This is a genomic window from Kribbella sp. NPDC000426 (assembly GCF_040300265.1).
Classification (GTDB): Bacteria; Actinomycetota; Actinomycetes; order Propionibacteriales; family Kribbellaceae; genus Kribbella.
This window is the reverse complement of record NZ_JBEPDK010000002.1, coordinates 233067-247536: the sequence shown is the minus strand read 5'-3', so window position 1 is coordinate 247536 and position 14470 is coordinate 233067. Positions and strand designations below refer to the sequence as shown.

The window sequence follows — 14470 nt, the reverse complement described above, 5'->3', positions numbered from 1 at the left end:
ATGCCGACCGGACGCTGGACGCATTCCTTCGAGGAGGACCACGACGGGATCAGCGTCTACCGCCACGACGACTTCGCCTTCCCGCCGGCCCGTGGCCGGCGGGGGGTGGAGTTCCGCCCGGACGGGACGTTCGTGCCGCTGCAGATCGGCCGCGGCGACGCCCCCACCCCCGGTCCGCCAGGCCGCTGGGACACCACCGGCCGCCTGCAACTGCCGGACGGGACCGGGCGGATCGTGTCCGCGGCGCCCGATCGGCTCGAGATCGCTTGGCAGGACCAATGAATGAACCGTTGCGATACCTCGTCGTCGCGACCGCGGACGCCGCTGGTGGCGCCGCCGCGCGGTCGGCGCGGTTCGGGGACAAGACCCTCCTCTGGGTCCCGGCCGACCAACGCCTCGGCCGGGCCTCCCGGACCGCTCCCGGTCTGCTGCTCGTCACGCAGGTGGGCCGGAGTTTCCAGGACGACTACCCCGATGTCACACCGCTGCTCGATCATGGCCGGCATCTGGTCATCTCGTCGGCCGACAGACCCCGTCGGCGATCCAACCACCACTGGCGGATCGAGACGCTCCGCCCGAACACGACGGTCGTCGATACTCCGGCGGCCGCCGCGGCGCGGGTCGACCCGGTCGTCGCGGACCTGGTCGGCGACGTGTCCACGACGTCGTACCAGAACGACCTGACCTGGCTGGCGAACCTGCCGACCAGGCACTCGCTGAGTACGACGTTCACGCAGGCGATGGACTTCGCGTCCGACCGGATGGTTGCCCTCGGCTACCAAGTGGCGCGGATGCCGATCACCGTCGGCGCCGGACACTCGGCCGATCTGATCGGTGATCGCGCCGGTGTCGGCAGCAGCCGTCAGCTGGTGATCGTCACCGCGCACCTCGACTCGATCAACATCGCGGGCGGGCCGGCCGCGGCGGCTCCGGGTGCCGACGACAACGGCAGCGGCTCGGCCGGCGTACTCGAGCTCGGTCGGCTCCTGTCGACGCGCAGTTGGCAGCACGACGTCCGGCTGATCCTCTTCGGCGGTGAGGAAGAGGGGCTGTTCGGCAGCAAGCAGTACGTCGCGGCGCTGCCGCCGGCCGAGCGGGCCCGCGTCCGCGCCGTACTCAACATGGACATGATCGGGACCAAGAACACCGCGACACCCGGCGTGCTGCTGGAGGGGGCGCCGGTGTCGTCGGGGCAGATGGCCGACCTGTCGACCGCGGCGGCGACGTACACGGGGTTGAAGGTCGAGACCTCGCTGAACCCGTTCGCCAGCGACCATGTCCCGTTCATCAACGCTGGTATACCAGCGGTGCTGACGATCGAAGGCGCGGACAGTGCGAACGGGCACATCCACTCCGCCAACGACACGTTGAACTTCATCGACTGGTCGCTGGCCACGGAGATCCTCCGGATGAACATCGCCGCCCTGGCCGGCTGGCTCGAACCGGCCGCCGTCCACCGCCGTCCGCAACCAGCAGGCTCAGTGGTCTCCTGGGGACCGGGCCGCATCGACGCGTTCGCGGTCGGCACGGATTCCGCCTTACACCACAAGGCCTTCGACGGCGCCTGGCAGGACTTCGAGTCGCTAGGAGGTGTTGTTCTAGGCTGACATGCATGTGGAGCCCGAATGCGCGTGACGTTGGCGGACTTCCGACTCGGTACGGCGTACCGACGCGGGTGCGGGCTCTGCTCCGCAGTGAGTGCATCGAACCCGCCGGCCTGCCTGCGTTCGAGCAGGTGGGCGCCGGGCTGGTGCTGGATCTGCGGTCCGATGGGGAGTTGAGGCAACCACATCCGCTGGCCGGAGATTTGGTATACCAGCGGATCCCGTGGATCGACCCGGCGGCCGAGGCGACTCGTGATCCGGCCGCCGAGCCGCGGCTGGCCGATGTCTACCGCAACAGCCTGACCCGTAACGCGGCCCACATCGCGCGGATCTTCGCCGCGATCGCCGAGGCGCCGGCGGACCGGCCGGTCGTCGTACATTGCAAGGCCGGTAAGGACCGGACCGGGCTCACGGTTGCGGTGCTCCTCGACCTCGTCGGCGTACCCCGGTCCGAGATCGCGGCGGACTACGCGGTCAGCGAGGTCAATCTGGGCAAGCAGGACGGCCCGGAGTTCTCCCGGACCCGTCCGGAGACGATCCTCGGATCGCTCTCGTACCTCGACGAGCGCTTCGGCGGTGTCCGCGGGTACCTCGTCTGGCTCGGGCTGAGCGAGACCCAGATCCACCGGCTCGCGACGCGGCTGGTGCCGACGGACGTGCAGGCGATCGTGTTCGACTTCGACGGTCTGCTGATGGACACCGAGACGACGATGGTCGAGAGCTGGCAGACCGAGTGGGCGTACCACGGTCTCGAGCTCGACCTCGACGGCTTCTGGCCCGGACACGGCGGAGACGTCAGCGAGGACCGGTACGCCGTACTCGCGGCGGCCGTCGGGGCCGGGTACGACCGGGCCGAGAGTCATGCGCGAAGGCTCGCTCATCGGGAGCGGCTGCACGCTTCACTGGACTTCCGGCCCGGGATCCGGGACTGGATCTCGTCGGCCCGCGAACTCGGGCTCCAGGTCGCGATCGCGAGCAGCTCACCGGGGAGCTGGGTGCAGGGTCACCTCGACCGGGTCGGCGCGGCCGACCTGTTCGACGAGGTAGTCACCGGCGACGAGGTCCCGACCCACAAGCCCGATCCGGCGATCTACCAGCTGGCGCTCCAGCGTCTAGCCCTCCCCGGCTCGGCCGCGATCGCCGTCGAGGACACCGCCCACGGGGTCGAGGCGGCCCAGGCGGCCGGCATGTACGCCGTCGCCGTACCCAACCCGTTCGTAACAACCGACGCAGTCGCAACAGCCGACCTCGTCCTAGGCAGCGCCGCCCACCTCTCGCTCACCGACCTGCTCCTGTCAGCAACCTTGAAAGCCTCGACAGGCATCGCGTGATCTGGTGACGGCCGACTCGGTGGGCAGGTCACGCGCCGAGGAACAGGAAGTACGGGCCGAGTCGGTCGGCGAGATCCGGTGGGAGCTCGGCGAACACGCTCAGCTCGTCGACCGACGTGTACGGGCCGCGGGACTCGCGCACCTGGACGACGCGTTGGGCCAGCTCCGCGGTCATGCCGGGCAGCCGCTGGAGTACCTCGGCCGGAACGCTGTTGACGTCGATCAACCCACCGTCGTCGAAGTTGCGCTGCACGTCAGGACGCCCGATGCCGAGCTCCCGTGCCAGTCCCGGATCGTCGGCCGCGAGCCGGCGAGCCTGGGCCCGCAACGCACGACGATCGCGGGCGGCGTCCGCAGCCTCCTCCATGGCAGTTTCCTGCGTTGCCGGCGCGAAGACCGCGGAGCGAAACGCGAGTGCGTGCGCCGTACCCGCCAGCCAGGCGGTGCACCACAGAATGGTCGTCACATCCTCGTCCGGCACGATGAAGCCCACCACGACCAGCGCCGTGTACACGATCGTGGCCACCACGTAGTGCCGGGACCGGACCCGCTGTGCAGCCCACAGGAACGTCACTGGGGTAGCAAGACCCAGAGTGACCAACGGCGAGATCGCCCAGAGCCAGCTGACCACCTGCGTCCGCGTGTCCATCCGTCGAGCGGGCCGCCGCTCGGAATCCCTCGACCGCGATCCCGCCCCGAAATCACGCGGTGGCTCACGGCCGGTCGTGTCGTTCATGATCTCCCCCTCCGACACTTATTCAGATACGTCCCGCGCCCCCAGAGTTGCGACGGTCCGCCAGCGTGCCGGGTGAGCGGTCATACCACGGAGAGTGGGAGCAGCTTTTTGCCGGTTGGGCCGATCTGGATCTCGGTGCCCATCTGGGGGCAGACGCCGCAGTCGAAGCAGGGGGTCCAGCGGCAGTCTTCGACCTCGATGGCGCCGTCTTCCTCGAGCGAGTCCTGCCAGTCCTCCCACAGCCAGTCCCGGTCCAGGCCCGAGTCCAGGTGGTCCCAGGGCAGGACTTCGGCGTACTCGCGCTCCCGCGTCGTGTACCAGGCGAGGTCGACCGGTTCGCCGGCCAGCGCCTGCTCGGTCGCGGCGACCCAGCGGTCGTACGAGAAGTGCTCGCTCCAGCCGTCGAACCGGCCGCCGTCGCGCCAGACCGCCTCGATCACGCGGCCGACGCGGCGGTCGCCGCGGGACAGCAGGCCTTCGATGATGCCGGGCTTGCCGTCGTGGTACCGGAAGCCGATCGCCTTGGCGTAGCCCTTCTCGGACCGGATCGCCGCGGCCAGCTTCGACAGCCGCGCATCGGTCTCCTCGGCGCCGAGCTGGGACGCCCACTGGAACGGCGTGTGCGGCTTCGGCACGAACCCGCCGATCGACACCGTGCACCGGATGTCGCGCCGGCCGGACACCTCGCGGCCGGTCTCGATCACCCGCTTCGCCAGGGCGGCGATCGCCAGCACGTCCTCGTCGGTCTCGGTCGGCAGGCCGACCATGAAGTACAGCTTCACCTGCCGCCAGCCGTGGCTGTACGCCGCCGCGACCGTGCGGATCAGGTCCTCCTCGGTGACCATCTTGTTGATCACCTTGCGCATCCGGTCCGACCCGCCCTCGGGCGCGAACGTCAGACCGCTGCGCCGGCCGTTGCGGGAGAACTCGTTGGCCAGGGTGATGTTGAACGCGTCGACCCTTGTCGAAGGCAACGACAGCGACACGTTGCTGCCCTCGTACCGGTCGCCGAGACCCTTCGCGACGTCCGCGATCTCGCTGTGGTCGGCACTCGACAGGCTCAGCAGGCCGACCTCTTCGAACCCGGTCTGCTTCAGCCCGTTGTCGACCATGTCGCCGATCGTGGTGATGCTTCGCTCACGCACCGGGCGGGTGATCATGCCCGCCTGGCAGAACCGGCAGCCGCGCGTACAGCCGCGGAAGATCTCCACGGAGAAGCGTTCGTGCACGGTCTCGGCCAGCGGGACCAGCGGCTTCTTCGGGTACGGCCAGGCGTCGAGGTCCATCACCGTGTGCTTCGCCGTCCGGAACGGGACGCCCTGGCGGTTCGGGGTGACCCGCTGGATCCGGCCGTCGGCGAGGTACTCGACGGTGAAGAACTTCGGGATGTAGACGCCGCCGGACTTCGCCAGCCGCAGCAGCACCTCGTCCCGGCCGCCCGGGCGGCCCTCGTCCTTCCACTCCCGGATCACCTCGGAGATCGCGAGCACGATCTCCTCGCCGTCGCCCAGCACCGCGGCGTCGATGAAGTCCGCGATCGGCTCCGGGTTGAACGCGGCGTGCCCGCCGGCGAGCACGATCGGGTCCTCGTCGGTCCGGTCGACCGCGTGCAACGGGATGCCCGCGAGGTCGAGCGCGGTCAGCATGTTCGTGTACCCGAGCTCGGTGGAGAACGACAGCCCGAAGACGTCGAAGGCCCGGACCGGACGGTGCGAGTCCAGCGTGAACTGCGGGATCGCGTTGTCCCGCATGATCTGCTCCATGTCCGGCCAGACGGAGTACGTCCGCTCGGCCAGGATGTGGTCACGCTCGTTCAGCACTTCGTACAGGATCTGCACGCCCTGGTTGGGCAGGCCAACCTCGTACGCGTCCGGGTACATCAGCGCCCACCGCACGCTGACCGCGTCCCACTCCTTGCTGACCGAGTTCAGCTCACCTCCGACGTACTGGATCGGCTTCTGCACACTCGGCAGCAACGCCTCCAGGCGCGGGAACAGCGATTCGACAGTCATAGCCACTTCCAGTCAGGCATCAGAGCGCCTACCAGCCTAACGCCGAGGCCTCCGTACGCCGGAATCGCGCTCAGGCGAGGTGTGCGAGGAGTAGGGGGTTGATGACGTCTGGGTGGGAGTAGGTGACGAGGTGGGCGGCCTGTTCGATGATTTCGAGGTGGGCGCCGGGGATCGCTGAGGCGAGGGGTACGACGGTTTCCGGGGGGACGGACTGGTCCGAGTCGGTGGTGATGAGGAGGACCGGGGCGGTGATGTCGTCGAGGCCGGGGAGCAGGTTCAGGGCGCTGACCGCCTCGCAGCAGGCGGCGTAACCCTCGTCGGGGCAGTCAAGGAGCATCTGGCGGACGGAGTCGAGGTCCTCCTTGAAGTCGGGGAGGAACCAGCGGCCGAGGGTGGCGTCGGCGATCGACTGGGTGCCCTCGGCGCGGACCTGGGCGGCCCGATCGGTCCACATCTGGGGGTTGGCCGCGGTGTTGGACGGCGGGCAGATCGCGACCAGGCGGTGGATCCGCTCGGGCGCGTGCTCGGCCAGCCACAGACCGACGGAGCCGCCGAGCGAGATCCCGACGTACGACGCCTGGTCGACCTCGAGCGAGTCGAGCAACTCCACGACGTCGCCGCCGAGGTCGTCGATCGTGTAGGGGCCTTCGGGGACCTCGGACTCGCCGTGACCGCGATGATCGAACGCGATCACCCGGAACCGCTTGGCGAGCAGGTCCACCTGCGGCGCCCACATCGCCTGGTTGGCGCCCAGCGACGAGCCGAGCAGCACCACGGGCGCGTCAGCCGGACCGGTCTCCACGTAGTTGAGTCGCATGGAGCCACCCTACGAAGTCGGCGCGTTAGCGGTAGAGCCCCAGAGCTCCGGTGAGCGAGTCGACGGCTGCGCGCGGGCCGTAGAGGGCCAGACCCAGGTAGGTGATGTCTTCGGGTTTGGTGCCGGCGAGGGTCTCGGACATCTGGTCGTACGTGCGAGCTCGCTGGGCGGCCTCGTGCATGTCGTGGACGGTGACGTCCGCCCGGGCCGCGGCCTGGCTGCGGAGGTCGTGCAGCTGCTCGGCCGAGCCTCGCAGTACCGGGATCGGGTAGGCGCACATGCCGGTGTGGACTTCGCCTGAGGCGTCGACGGTGTCAGGGCCGACCACGTCGTCGTGGTGGTGGCCGAGGCCTACGCCGAGCAACGCAGCGGTGTTAAGGGCCACGCCGATCGGTGTATCGGCGGCGATGACCAGGACCATCTTGTTCGTCAGCACGAGGGAAAACGTAGCCTTGTGCGCGGGACCGCACCCGTTGGTCCGAACATCGTTCGGCGGATCTGCGAAACTTCCTGTCATGGACGAACTTGATACGGCGCTGCTGCGGATGCTGCAGAACGACGCCCGGCGAACCAACCGGGACATGGCCGCCGAACTCAGCATCGCGCCGTCGACCTGCCTGGAGCGGATCCGCGGGCTGCGCGACCGCGGGGTGATCCGCGGCTACCGCGCCGAGGTTGATCTGCAGGCGATCGACCGGTCCACCCAGGCGATCATCTCGATCAAGCTCCGCCCGCAGGCCATGGCCGTTGCTACCGCGTTCCAGGACTACGTGATGCAACTCCCGCAGACCCTGGACATGTTCATGGTCTCCGGCGCCTCCGACTTCCTCGCCCACGTCGCCGTCAAGGACACCCAGGCCCTCCGCGACCTGGTCCTCGCCCTGGCCAAACGCCAGGAAATCGCCGACATCCGCAGCTCGGTCGTCTTCGAACACCACCGCCGTACGACGATCATGCCGCTGACCAACGGATCCGGGGGCGGAGACGGGGTCAGTCGATCAGGCGGCGGAGGAGGGTCAGGGTCGCGCTGATCCTCCTCCGCTCGGCCGGGCTGAACCGTGCGGTGATCGCCTCGGTCAGGAGTTCGTGGCCGGCATCGCGACGTACGGCCAGGAGGCTCTGACCGGCGGCGGTGATGACGAGAAGTTTGCGGCGTCCGTCGGCGGCGTCCGGCTCGCGGCGTACCAGCCCTCGGTCGACCAGCCGGGCCGCCGAGACGGTGACCGACTGGTGAGTGATCTTGTCCAGCCGGGCCAGGTCGGCGACCGTGTGCGGACCTTCCCGATCGAGTCGCTTCAGGATCGAGATCTGCGACAGAGTCACGTCGTCCGACGTGGACAGCGCCCGCCGGCGGCGCACCAACGCGCCGACGACGTCCTGCAACTCGTCGGCGATCCTCGCGGCGTCAGGTGCTCCCATGACAAGATAATATACAGTCAAGCTGCGCAGTTTGCCTGCGGATCTACCGGAAGGATTCAGATGGCCGTGCTCGGGAAGTTGTTGAGGAACCGGCGGGCGAGTGAGGGCGCGCTGGCGTGGAACGCAGCGAATCTGGCCGGGCCGCAGACCCTGGAGCTGGGTAGCCCGGACTTTGCGCACGAGGCGACGATGCCGAGGGTTCACGTCGGGAAGTGGTACGGCGGCGAGGACCTGTCACCGGCGTTGGCCTGGGGTGGCGTGCCGGCCGGGACGGCGCAGTACCTGCTGATGGTTGAGGACCCGGACGTCCCGATGTCCAAGCCCGCTGTCCACTGCGCGGCGCTGCTCGACGCGGGCCTGACCGGGCTTCGGCAAGGCGCCTTGGACGCGACGACTCCGGCCGAAGGGGTCCAGCTGCTTCGGTCGACGATCGGCCGGGGGTACCGAGGTCCGGGGCCGATCAAGGGGCACGGGCCCCACCGCTATGTCTTCGAGCTCTTCGCGCTCGCGACGCCCATGTCCGGCTCGGATCTGGCGTCGGCGAAACCGCGAGCCGTGGTCGCTGCGGCCGGGCCGGTCCTCGCCAGGGCTCGCCTGGACGGCTTCTACGAACGCCGCTGATCGCCCAGCACGGACAACTTGGCCGGGCTGGCGACCACGCGGATGCCTGCGATCTGGCCGGCGGCGACGTCCAGGGTCAGGACGTGGCGTGTGCCGTTGAGGTGGACTTCCAGCGCTGGACCGGTGGCCAGGGCGAGGGGTTCGACGGTCAGGATGGGGCGGCCGTAGATGTGGGTGAAGAACTGGGCCACCTTGGTGCGTCCGACCACCGGCTTGCGGGCTGCCCGGCGGACGCCGCCGCCATCGGTCCATGAGGTGACGGAGTCCTTCAGCATCGCTTCGAGGCGGCCGAGGTCGCCGTCGCGAGCAGCCGCGACGAAGTCGAGCAGGAGCTGGCGCTGCTCCTCGGTGGACGGCTCGAACCGGGCGCGGTCCTGGTCGAGTGCCTGGGCGGCCCGATGGTGGAGCTGGCGGCAGTCGTCCGGCGTACGGTCGAGGATCTGCGCGATCTCGTCGTACGGGAGGGTGAAGGCGGTGCGCAGTACATAGACGGCGCGCTGCGGTGGAGTCAGCCGCTCCATCAGATGCAGGAGCGCCATCGACAGATCGTCGAGTTCCAGTGCGTCCGCGGAGACCGGCTCCGGGAGCCACTCGCCGGTGTAGCTCTCGCGGCGCGCCTGTCTGGTGCGGAGGACGTCGATGGACAACCGCGTCACCACCCGGGTCAGGTAGCGACGCGGCTCGGCCACATCGGTGCGGTCGGCGGCGGACCAGCGGACGTACGCGTCCTGCAGCACGTCCTCGGCGTCGTGCCAGCTACCCAGCAGCCGGTACGCGAGGCCGGCGAGCATGCCGCGCGCAGACTCGAACTCCTGCAGGATCAACCGGCCAGTTCCGGCTGCCTCCGGGTCGCGACGTTCAGACGGGTCCACAGGTTGATGGTGCCAATCGCGAGGAGCACGTTCGCAGCCCCCTCCTCGCCGAAGTGCTGGACCACCGCATCCCACACCTCATCCGGTACGCCGTGGGGCTCGAGCCGCGTGACCGCATCGGTCAGGGCCAGCGCGGCACGCTCACGTTCGTCGTAGAACGAGGAGTCGCGCCAGGCCGCCAGCCCGAACAGGCGCTGGCTGCTCTCGCCGTCCTTCGACGCGTCCTTCGTGTGCATGTCGAGGCAGAACGCGCAGCCGTTGAGCATCGACGCCCTGACCTTGATCAGGTGCAGCAACGTGTGGTCCAGAACGCCCTGCACATAGTTCTCGACGCCGTACACGGCCCGGAAGCCGGCCGGCGAGACCTTGCTGAAGTTCATCCGTTCTTCCATGCCAACACGACGGCGGCACGCGGCTCTGGCGTGACAGTTGCCGGCGTGACTCAGGTCACGCAGGCTTGAGGACCTGTCGCGCTTTCGTGACGGCTGCCTCGGTCGCCGGCTCCAGCTCGCCGCCCTGGCCGGCGAGCACGCCGACGGACAGGATCACGTCGTCAACGCCGGTGACGGCCGCGGTGTACTCGAGGCCGCGCTTCGGCCCGCTGGTGCCGGTCAGGCGGAACGCGAACGGCTTCGTGCCGTACGCCGGGGCGGTGATCTTCTCGACCTTCATCGAGGTGTTGCCGGAACCCTCGGTCTTGAGCGTCACCTTGGTGCAGGAGTCGACGGCCTTCGCGTACGAGTCGCGCAGGTCGTCGACCTCGGCGGCGGTACCCATCGAGTCGAGGCCGTAGTCGATGTACGGGCCCTCCTGGCCACCGGTGAAGGTGCGGGTCACGCTCGCCTTCGACCCGGGAGCCTTGGTGGCGTTCAGGTATTTGACCAGAGTCTTGCAGCGGCTGCTCGACGACGAGAACGGCTTCGAGCCGTCGTCGGCCTCGTCCTTCTCCTGGGAGAACCCGCTCGGCAGGTCGTTGAGCTCGAGCAGCGCCTTGGTCAGCTCGTCGGCCGTCCGCGTCACCGGCACGGTCGACACCGCGGTCGGCGACGGCGCGCTGGGCGTCGAGCTCGGGACGGACGTGAGCGGCGTACCGGCGTCCTTCTTGTCGTCGTCCCCGCCACAGGCGGTGAGGGACAGCGTGAGGGCGGTGGCGAGCGCGAGCGGGAACGACACGTACCTGGTCATGGCGACAATCCGAACTCTAGGCGGCGGCCAGCAGCGTATCTGACGTGTCAGCTCTGCCCGTCAGTACCTGTGCGAGCGGAGGTGGATGTTCTGCAGCAGGCCGACGGCGAGCAGGCAGGCGAACATCGAGGAACCGCCGTACGACACGAACGGCAGCGGGAGGCCGGTGACCGGCATGATGCCCAGCGTCATGCCGATGTTCTCGAACGCCTGGAACGCGAACCAGCAGACGATGCCGGTCGCGACCAGCCGGCCGAACGCGTCCCGCGCGTTGATCGCGATCCGCAGCCCGCGGAACAGGATCACCGCGAACAGCACGATGATCGCGCCGGCGCCGATCAGCCCGAGCTCCTCCCCCGCGACCGTGAAGACGAAGTCGGTGTGTTGCTCGGGGACGAACGCGTTCTGCGTCTGGCCGCCGTGGAACAGACCTTGCCCGAAGACGCCGCCGTTCCCGATCGCGATCCGGGCCTGGTTCACGTTGTACCCGATGCCTTGCGGATCCGACGACGGGTGCGCGAACGCGATGAAGCGGGAGATCTGGTACTGCTTCAGGATGTGCAGCTTGATCGCGATCGTCGCGACCAGCACGCCCGCGGTCAGCAGCCCGAGCATCCACCGTTTCGGTACGCCGGACACCGCGATGATCCCGAACACGATCGACCCGAGCACCATCACCGTGCCGAGGTCGGGCTGCAGCATCACCAGGATCACCGGCAGCGCGGCGACCGCGACGGCCTGCGCAACGTCGACGGTCCGGGCGTTCTCGTTGCGGTCGGTCTCGCTCTTCTCCGCGATCAGCAGCGCCATCCCGACGATCACCGCGAGTTTGGCGAACTCGCTCGGCTGGATCGACATGAACGGTAGCTGGATCCACGACCGCGACCCGTTGATCGTCGAGCCGACGCCGGGCACCAGGACCAGGATCAGTCCGACGATCGAGGCGGCGTACAGGACCGGGGCGAGGATGCGGACCCGGCGATGGTCGGTGACGGCGGCGCCGATCGCGAGGACCAGGCCGATCGCGAAGTTCAGCGCGTGCCGGACCAGGAACGCGTACTGGTTGCCGTCGGTCAGCGAGGTCCGGTTGTGGGTCGCGGACCAGATCAGCATCGCGCCGAGGAACGACAGCGCGACGACGCCCAGCACGAGGACCCAGTCCACCTGCCACACGGTCGACCGCCGGTCCATCCGCGATCGCATCCGGATCGGAGTCAGGGTTGCCATCTGCGCGCCCTCACTGCTTCGGCTTCTCTTGCCCGGGCGGCGGCGCCGGCTTGATGTTGTACAGCGTCTCGTAGATCTTGCGGACCGCGTCGCCGCCGGCGCCCGAACCGGTACCGGCCTGGCTGATCATCATCACCACGGCATATTGATCGGTGTACGACGCCAGCCAGGACGTCGTCTGCTTGCCGTAGACCTCGGCCGTACCGGTCTTGGCACGGACCGGGATCTTGTCGAGCGGGAAGCCCTGGAACTTCCACGCCGCCGTACCGCTGACTGTGGTCTGCTTCAGCGCGGTGTCGATGTACTTCAGCGTGTTCCTCGCAACCGGGAGCTTCGCCTTCACCACCGGCTTGATCTCGTGCGGTTTGCCGTTCGCGCCGACCCACGACTGGACGACGCGCGGCTCGAAGAGGGTGCCGCCGTTCGAGAGGGCGGAGTACACCGTTGCCAGCTGCAGCGGGGTGACGGTGGTGTCGCCCTGACCGATAGCGAAGTTCACCGCGTCACCGGCACGGTACTTGTACCCGTCGACGCAGAACTCACGGGCGAACTGCTTGAGGAAGGCCGACGTGCCGGACGGCGGGTTGGCCGACAGCTTGCAGTAGTAGTCCTTCATCGAGTCGTAGTACGTCTTCTTCCACTGGCGGTCCGCGATCCGGCCGCTCGCCTCGCCGGGCAGGTCGATCCCGGTCGGCTTGCCGAGGCCGAACTTCTTCGCCATCTCGACCAGCGGGTCGTAGGTGCTGATGTCGCTGGAGTTGCCGCCCTCCTTCAGCCAGAGCGCGTACGCGATCCGGTAGAAGAAGGTGTCGCAGGACAGCGCCAGCGCCTGGTCGAAGCCGATCATCCCGTACGACGCGGACTCGTAGTTCTTGAAGCGGCGGTTGCCGACCTCGAAGTACGACGAGCAGTCGAGCCGCGTCTTCGGGCTGTACCCGGCGCCCATGGCGGCCGAGGTGGTGATCGGCTTGAACGTCGACCCCGGCGCCAGCTGGGCCTGGAGCGCGCGGGAGACCAGCGGCGTGCCGGACTTGGTCGAGTACAGCGCGTCGAGCTCGCGCTGGCTGATGCCGCCGACCCAGACACCCGGGTCGTACGTCGGGTAGCTGGCCATCGCCACGACCCGGCCGGTCTTGGTGTCCATCACCACCGCGGCGCCGGAGTCGGCGACGTACTTCTTGTGGGTGACCGGGTCGGTCTGTTTGCGCGCGGTCATGATCGCGTTCTTCAGCTGGGTCTCGACGGAGGCCTGGATCCGCGAGTCGATCGTGGCGACCAGCGTCGCACCCGGGACCGGCGCGGTCTGCTTCTGGATGCCGGTGGTGTACCCGACGGCGTCGACGATCACGTCCTTCTCGCCGGGCGTGCCGCGCAACAGCTTGTCGTACGAGCGCTCGATGCCGGCGCGACCGACCAGGTCGGACCGGTGCGGGACCGAGTCCTGCCCGGCCTTGTCCATGTCCTCGAGCTCATTGGTCGTGATCGGCGACAGGTACCCGAGGATGTGTGCCGCGTTCACCTTGAACGGCTCGGGGTACGCGCGGAGGGTCTGTGAGTCGGCGGCGATCCCGGGGAAGTCCTCGCGGCGCTCCATCACGTCGATCGCGACCTGCTCGCTGACGTCCTTCGCCACCGGGATCGGCTGGTACGGCGTGCCGTTCCAGCAGGCGGGTGGTTTGGACGCGCCGGGCTCGCCGCACAGCATCGTGCGGGCCTTCAGGTCCGCAGGCTTCTGGCCGAGCACCTTCGCCAGGCGGGTGAGGACGACGTTCTGCTGGCTGTCGGGGAGCTTGGCGAGCACCGACCTGTCGACGGTGATCATCAGTGAGACCCGGTTGCCGACCAGCGTCCGGCCCTGGGAGTCGACGATCGTGCCGCGCGGGGCCGGAACCAGGACCTGGCGGATGTGTTGCTGCGTCGCCGCCTGGCTGTAGTCGGCGCTCGACATCACCTGCATGTACCAGAGACGGCCGAAAAGCGTGCACAGCAAGGAGAAGACGAGCACCCCGATCACGGACAACCGCAACCGGGCCTTCAGCGGCGCCTCGAAGCCGTCCCAGCTCATGCCGGCGGCCTAACTACGTGCCGGCCTTCGGCCGGGGTGTGACGGGGGCTCATGGCGCGACTCGGCGCTCGCGGGCGGGTTGGACGCGGCCCATGATCCACATGACCAGCGGGATCACCACGATCGCGCCGACCACGTCGTACCCGGCGGCGATGCCGAGGCGGACGCCGAACTCGCCCCAGTCGACGGACGGGTCGTGCAGCAGCGAGCCGGTCGCGCTGTAGATGAAGAACGACACCGCCGTCCCGAGCGCGACCGTCAGCGCCACGCCGAGCGGACCGACCGGCCCGCTCGAGGTCTCGCGGCGGATCAGTCCGGCGACATACCCCGCGATCGCGAGTGACAGCGCCCAACGGCCGGCGGTGTGGTCGGCCGGCGGCACGACGTCGAGCAGCAGGCCGCCGACGAAGCCGGCGATCGCACCCCACTCCGGCCCGCGGGACAGCGCGAGCGCGATCACCACGATCAGCGTGAGGTCGCACGTCACGCCGGCGACGGCGATGTTGGTCAGCACGGATGTCTGCACGGTCACGGCCACCATCAGGAAGAGGGCAGCCAGGCCGATGCGTAGCGCGATCACG

At 68.8% G+C, this 14470-nt stretch carries 16 protein-coding genes; 5 read left to right on the top strand and 11 right to left on the bottom strand.

Annotated features, from left to right (window positions below; translation table 11 throughout):
• The 3 genes from ABT313_RS09045 to ABT313_RS09035 are packed head-to-tail and all read left to right on the top strand — an operon-like array spanning position 1 to position 2935.
• Complete coding sequence (locus tag ABT313_RS09045; protein WP_350850346.1) at positions 1–282, top strand: hypothetical protein; 282 nt, start codon at positions 1–3, stop codon at positions 280–282.
• Entirely contained in the window at positions 279–1607 is a 1329-nt protein-coding gene (locus ABT313_RS09040) for a M28 family metallopeptidase (protein WP_350850344.1), read from the top strand. Before ABT313_RS09045 ends, ABT313_RS09040 begins: the two co-directional genes overlap by 4 nt.
• Positions 1608–1612: 5 nt before the next feature.
• The gene (locus ABT313_RS09035) at positions 1613–2935 is read left to right on the top strand and encodes an HAD-IA family hydrolase (RefSeq protein WP_350850342.1); all 1323 of its coding nucleotides are present in this window, start codon (positions 1613–1615) and stop codon (positions 2933–2935) included.
• A gap of 28 nt (positions 2936–2963) precedes the next feature.
• Here the strand turns inward: ABT313_RS09035 and ABT313_RS09030 are convergent, their stop codons facing one another.
• The 4 genes from ABT313_RS09030 to ABT313_RS09015 all read right to left on the bottom strand — a co-directional run bounded on the left by ABT313_RS09030 (position 2964) and on the right by ABT313_RS09015 (position 6936).
• A complete protein-coding gene (locus tag ABT313_RS09030; protein WP_350850340.1) occupies positions 2964–3584 on the bottom strand; it encodes a ComEA family DNA-binding protein in 621 nt (206 codons plus the stop codon).
• Positions 3585–3751: 167 nt separating this feature from the next.
• Positions 3752–5683 carry a TIGR03960 family B12-binding radical SAM protein gene (locus tag ABT313_RS09025; protein ID WP_350850338.1) on the bottom strand — a complete coding sequence of 644 codons (1932 nt, stop codon included), beginning with the start codon at positions 5681–5683 and terminating at the stop codon, positions 3752–3754.
• 70 nt (positions 5684–5753) lie between these two features.
• Positions 5754–6500 carry a 3-oxoadipate enol-lactonase gene (gene pcaD, locus ABT313_RS09020; protein WP_350850336.1) on the bottom strand — a complete coding sequence of 249 codons (747 nt, stop codon included), beginning with the start codon at positions 6498–6500 and terminating at the stop codon, positions 5754–5756.
• Positions 6501–6525: 25 nt separating this feature from the next.
• Positions 6526–6936, bottom strand: coding sequence for a DUF2000 domain-containing protein (locus ABT313_RS09015; protein WP_350850334.1), 411 nt, complete (start codon positions 6934–6936; stop codon positions 6526–6528).
• Positions 6937–7015: 79 nt separating this feature from the next.
• On the opposite strand from ABT313_RS09015, the gene ABT313_RS09010 reads away from it, so the two are divergent.
• Entirely contained in the window at positions 7016–7531 is a 516-nt protein-coding gene (locus ABT313_RS09010; protein WP_350850332.1) for an Lrp/AsnC family transcriptional regulator, read from the top strand.
• Here ABT313_RS09010 and ABT313_RS09005 read toward each other — a convergent pair.
• Entirely contained in the window at positions 7491–7919 is a 429-nt protein-coding gene (locus ABT313_RS09005) for a MarR family winged helix-turn-helix transcriptional regulator (RefSeq protein ID WP_350850330.1), read from the bottom strand. The two genes, ABT313_RS09010 and ABT313_RS09005, sit on opposite strands and share 41 nt — an antisense overlap.
• Before the next feature lie 60 nt (positions 7920–7979).
• On the opposite strand from ABT313_RS09005, the gene ABT313_RS09000 reads away from it, so the two are divergent.
• Positions 7980–8540, top strand: a complete 561-nt coding sequence (locus ABT313_RS09000; protein ID WP_350850328.1) for a YbhB/YbcL family Raf kinase inhibitor-like protein — start codon at positions 7980–7982, stop codon at positions 8538–8540.
• On the opposite strand, the gene ABT313_RS08995 is transcribed toward ABT313_RS09000, so the two are convergent.
• From ABT313_RS08995 to mreD, 6 genes are all read right to left on the bottom strand, one after another.
• Complete coding sequence (locus tag ABT313_RS08995) at positions 8525–9412, bottom strand: sigma-70 family RNA polymerase sigma factor (protein ID WP_350850326.1); 888 nt, start codon at positions 9410–9412, stop codon at positions 8525–8527. The genes ABT313_RS09000 and ABT313_RS08995 overlap by 16 nt on opposite strands.
• Positions 9361–9792 carry a carboxymuconolactone decarboxylase family protein gene (locus tag ABT313_RS08990; protein WP_350850324.1) on the bottom strand — a complete coding sequence of 144 codons (432 nt, stop codon included), beginning with the start codon at positions 9790–9792 and terminating at the stop codon, positions 9361–9363. The genes ABT313_RS08995 and ABT313_RS08990 overlap by 52 nt, the downstream gene beginning before the upstream one ends.
• 67 nt (positions 9793–9859) lie before the next feature.
• On the bottom strand, positions 9860–10597 hold the full coding sequence (locus ABT313_RS08985) for a hypothetical protein (RefSeq protein WP_350850322.1): 738 nt from the start codon (positions 10595–10597) through the stop codon (positions 9860–9862).
• A gap of 60 nt (positions 10598–10657) precedes the next feature.
• Positions 10658–11824: a rod shape-determining protein RodA gene (gene rodA, locus ABT313_RS08980; protein ID WP_350850320.1), complete on the bottom strand. Its 1167-nt coding sequence runs from the start codon at positions 11822–11824 to the stop codon at positions 10658–10660.
• 10 nt (positions 11825–11834) lie between these two features.
• On the bottom strand, positions 11835–13889 hold the full coding sequence (gene mrdA, locus ABT313_RS08975; RefSeq protein WP_350850318.1) for a penicillin-binding protein 2: 2055 nt from the start codon (positions 13887–13889) through the stop codon (positions 11835–11837).
• Positions 13890–13938: 49 nt separating this feature from the next.
• A complete protein-coding gene (mreD, locus tag ABT313_RS08970) occupies positions 13939–14469 on the bottom strand; it encodes a rod shape-determining protein MreD (protein WP_350850316.1) in 531 nt (176 codons plus the stop codon).
• Between the last annotated feature and the right edge of the window lies 1 nt (position 14470).

Excerpts from the sequence above, each read along its gene's own strand:
- ABT313_RS09045 (WP_350850346.1), top strand. The coding sequence starts at position 1 with ATGCCGACCGGACGCTGGACGCATTCCTTCGAGGAGGACCACGACGGG.
- ABT313_RS09040 (WP_350850344.1), top strand. The coding sequence starts at position 279 with ATGAATGAACCGTTGCGATACCTCGTCGTCGCGACCGCGGACGCCGCT.
- ABT313_RS09035 (WP_350850342.1), top strand. The coding sequence starts at position 1,613 with ATGTGGAGCCCGAATGCGCGTGACGTTGGCGGACTTCCGACTCGGTAC.
- ABT313_RS09030 (WP_350850340.1), bottom strand. The coding sequence starts at position 3,584 with ATGGACACGCGGACGCAGGTGGTCAGCTGGCTCTGGGCGATCTCGCCG.
- ABT313_RS09025 (WP_350850338.1), bottom strand. The coding sequence starts at position 5,683 with ATGACTGTCGAATCGCTGTTCCCGCGCCTGGAGGCGTTGCTGCCGAGT.
- pcaD (WP_350850336.1), bottom strand. The coding sequence starts at position 6,500 with ATGCGACTCAACTACGTGGAGACCGGTCCGGCTGACGCGCCCGTGGTG.
- ABT313_RS09010 (WP_350850332.1), top strand. The coding sequence starts at position 7,016 with ATGGACGAACTTGATACGGCGCTGCTGCGGATGCTGCAGAACGACGCC.
- ABT313_RS09005 (WP_350850330.1), bottom strand. The coding sequence starts at position 7,919 with ATGGGAGCACCTGACGCCGCGAGGATCGCCGACGAGTTGCAGGACGTC.
- ABT313_RS09000 (WP_350850328.1), top strand. The coding sequence starts at position 7,980 with ATGGCCGTGCTCGGGAAGTTGTTGAGGAACCGGCGGGCGAGTGAGGGC.
- ABT313_RS08990 (WP_350850324.1), bottom strand. The coding sequence starts at position 9,792 with ATGAACTTCAGCAAGGTCTCGCCGGCCGGCTTCCGGGCCGTGTACGGC.
- ABT313_RS08985 (WP_350850322.1), bottom strand. The coding sequence starts at position 10,597 with ATGACCAGGTACGTGTCGTTCCCGCTCGCGCTCGCCACCGCCCTCACG.
- rodA (WP_350850320.1), bottom strand. The coding sequence starts at position 11,824 with ATGGCAACCCTGACTCCGATCCGGATGCGATCGCGGATGGACCGGCGG.
- mrdA (WP_350850318.1), bottom strand. The coding sequence starts at position 13,889 with ATGAGCTGGGACGGCTTCGAGGCGCCGCTGAAGGCCCGGTTGCGGTTG.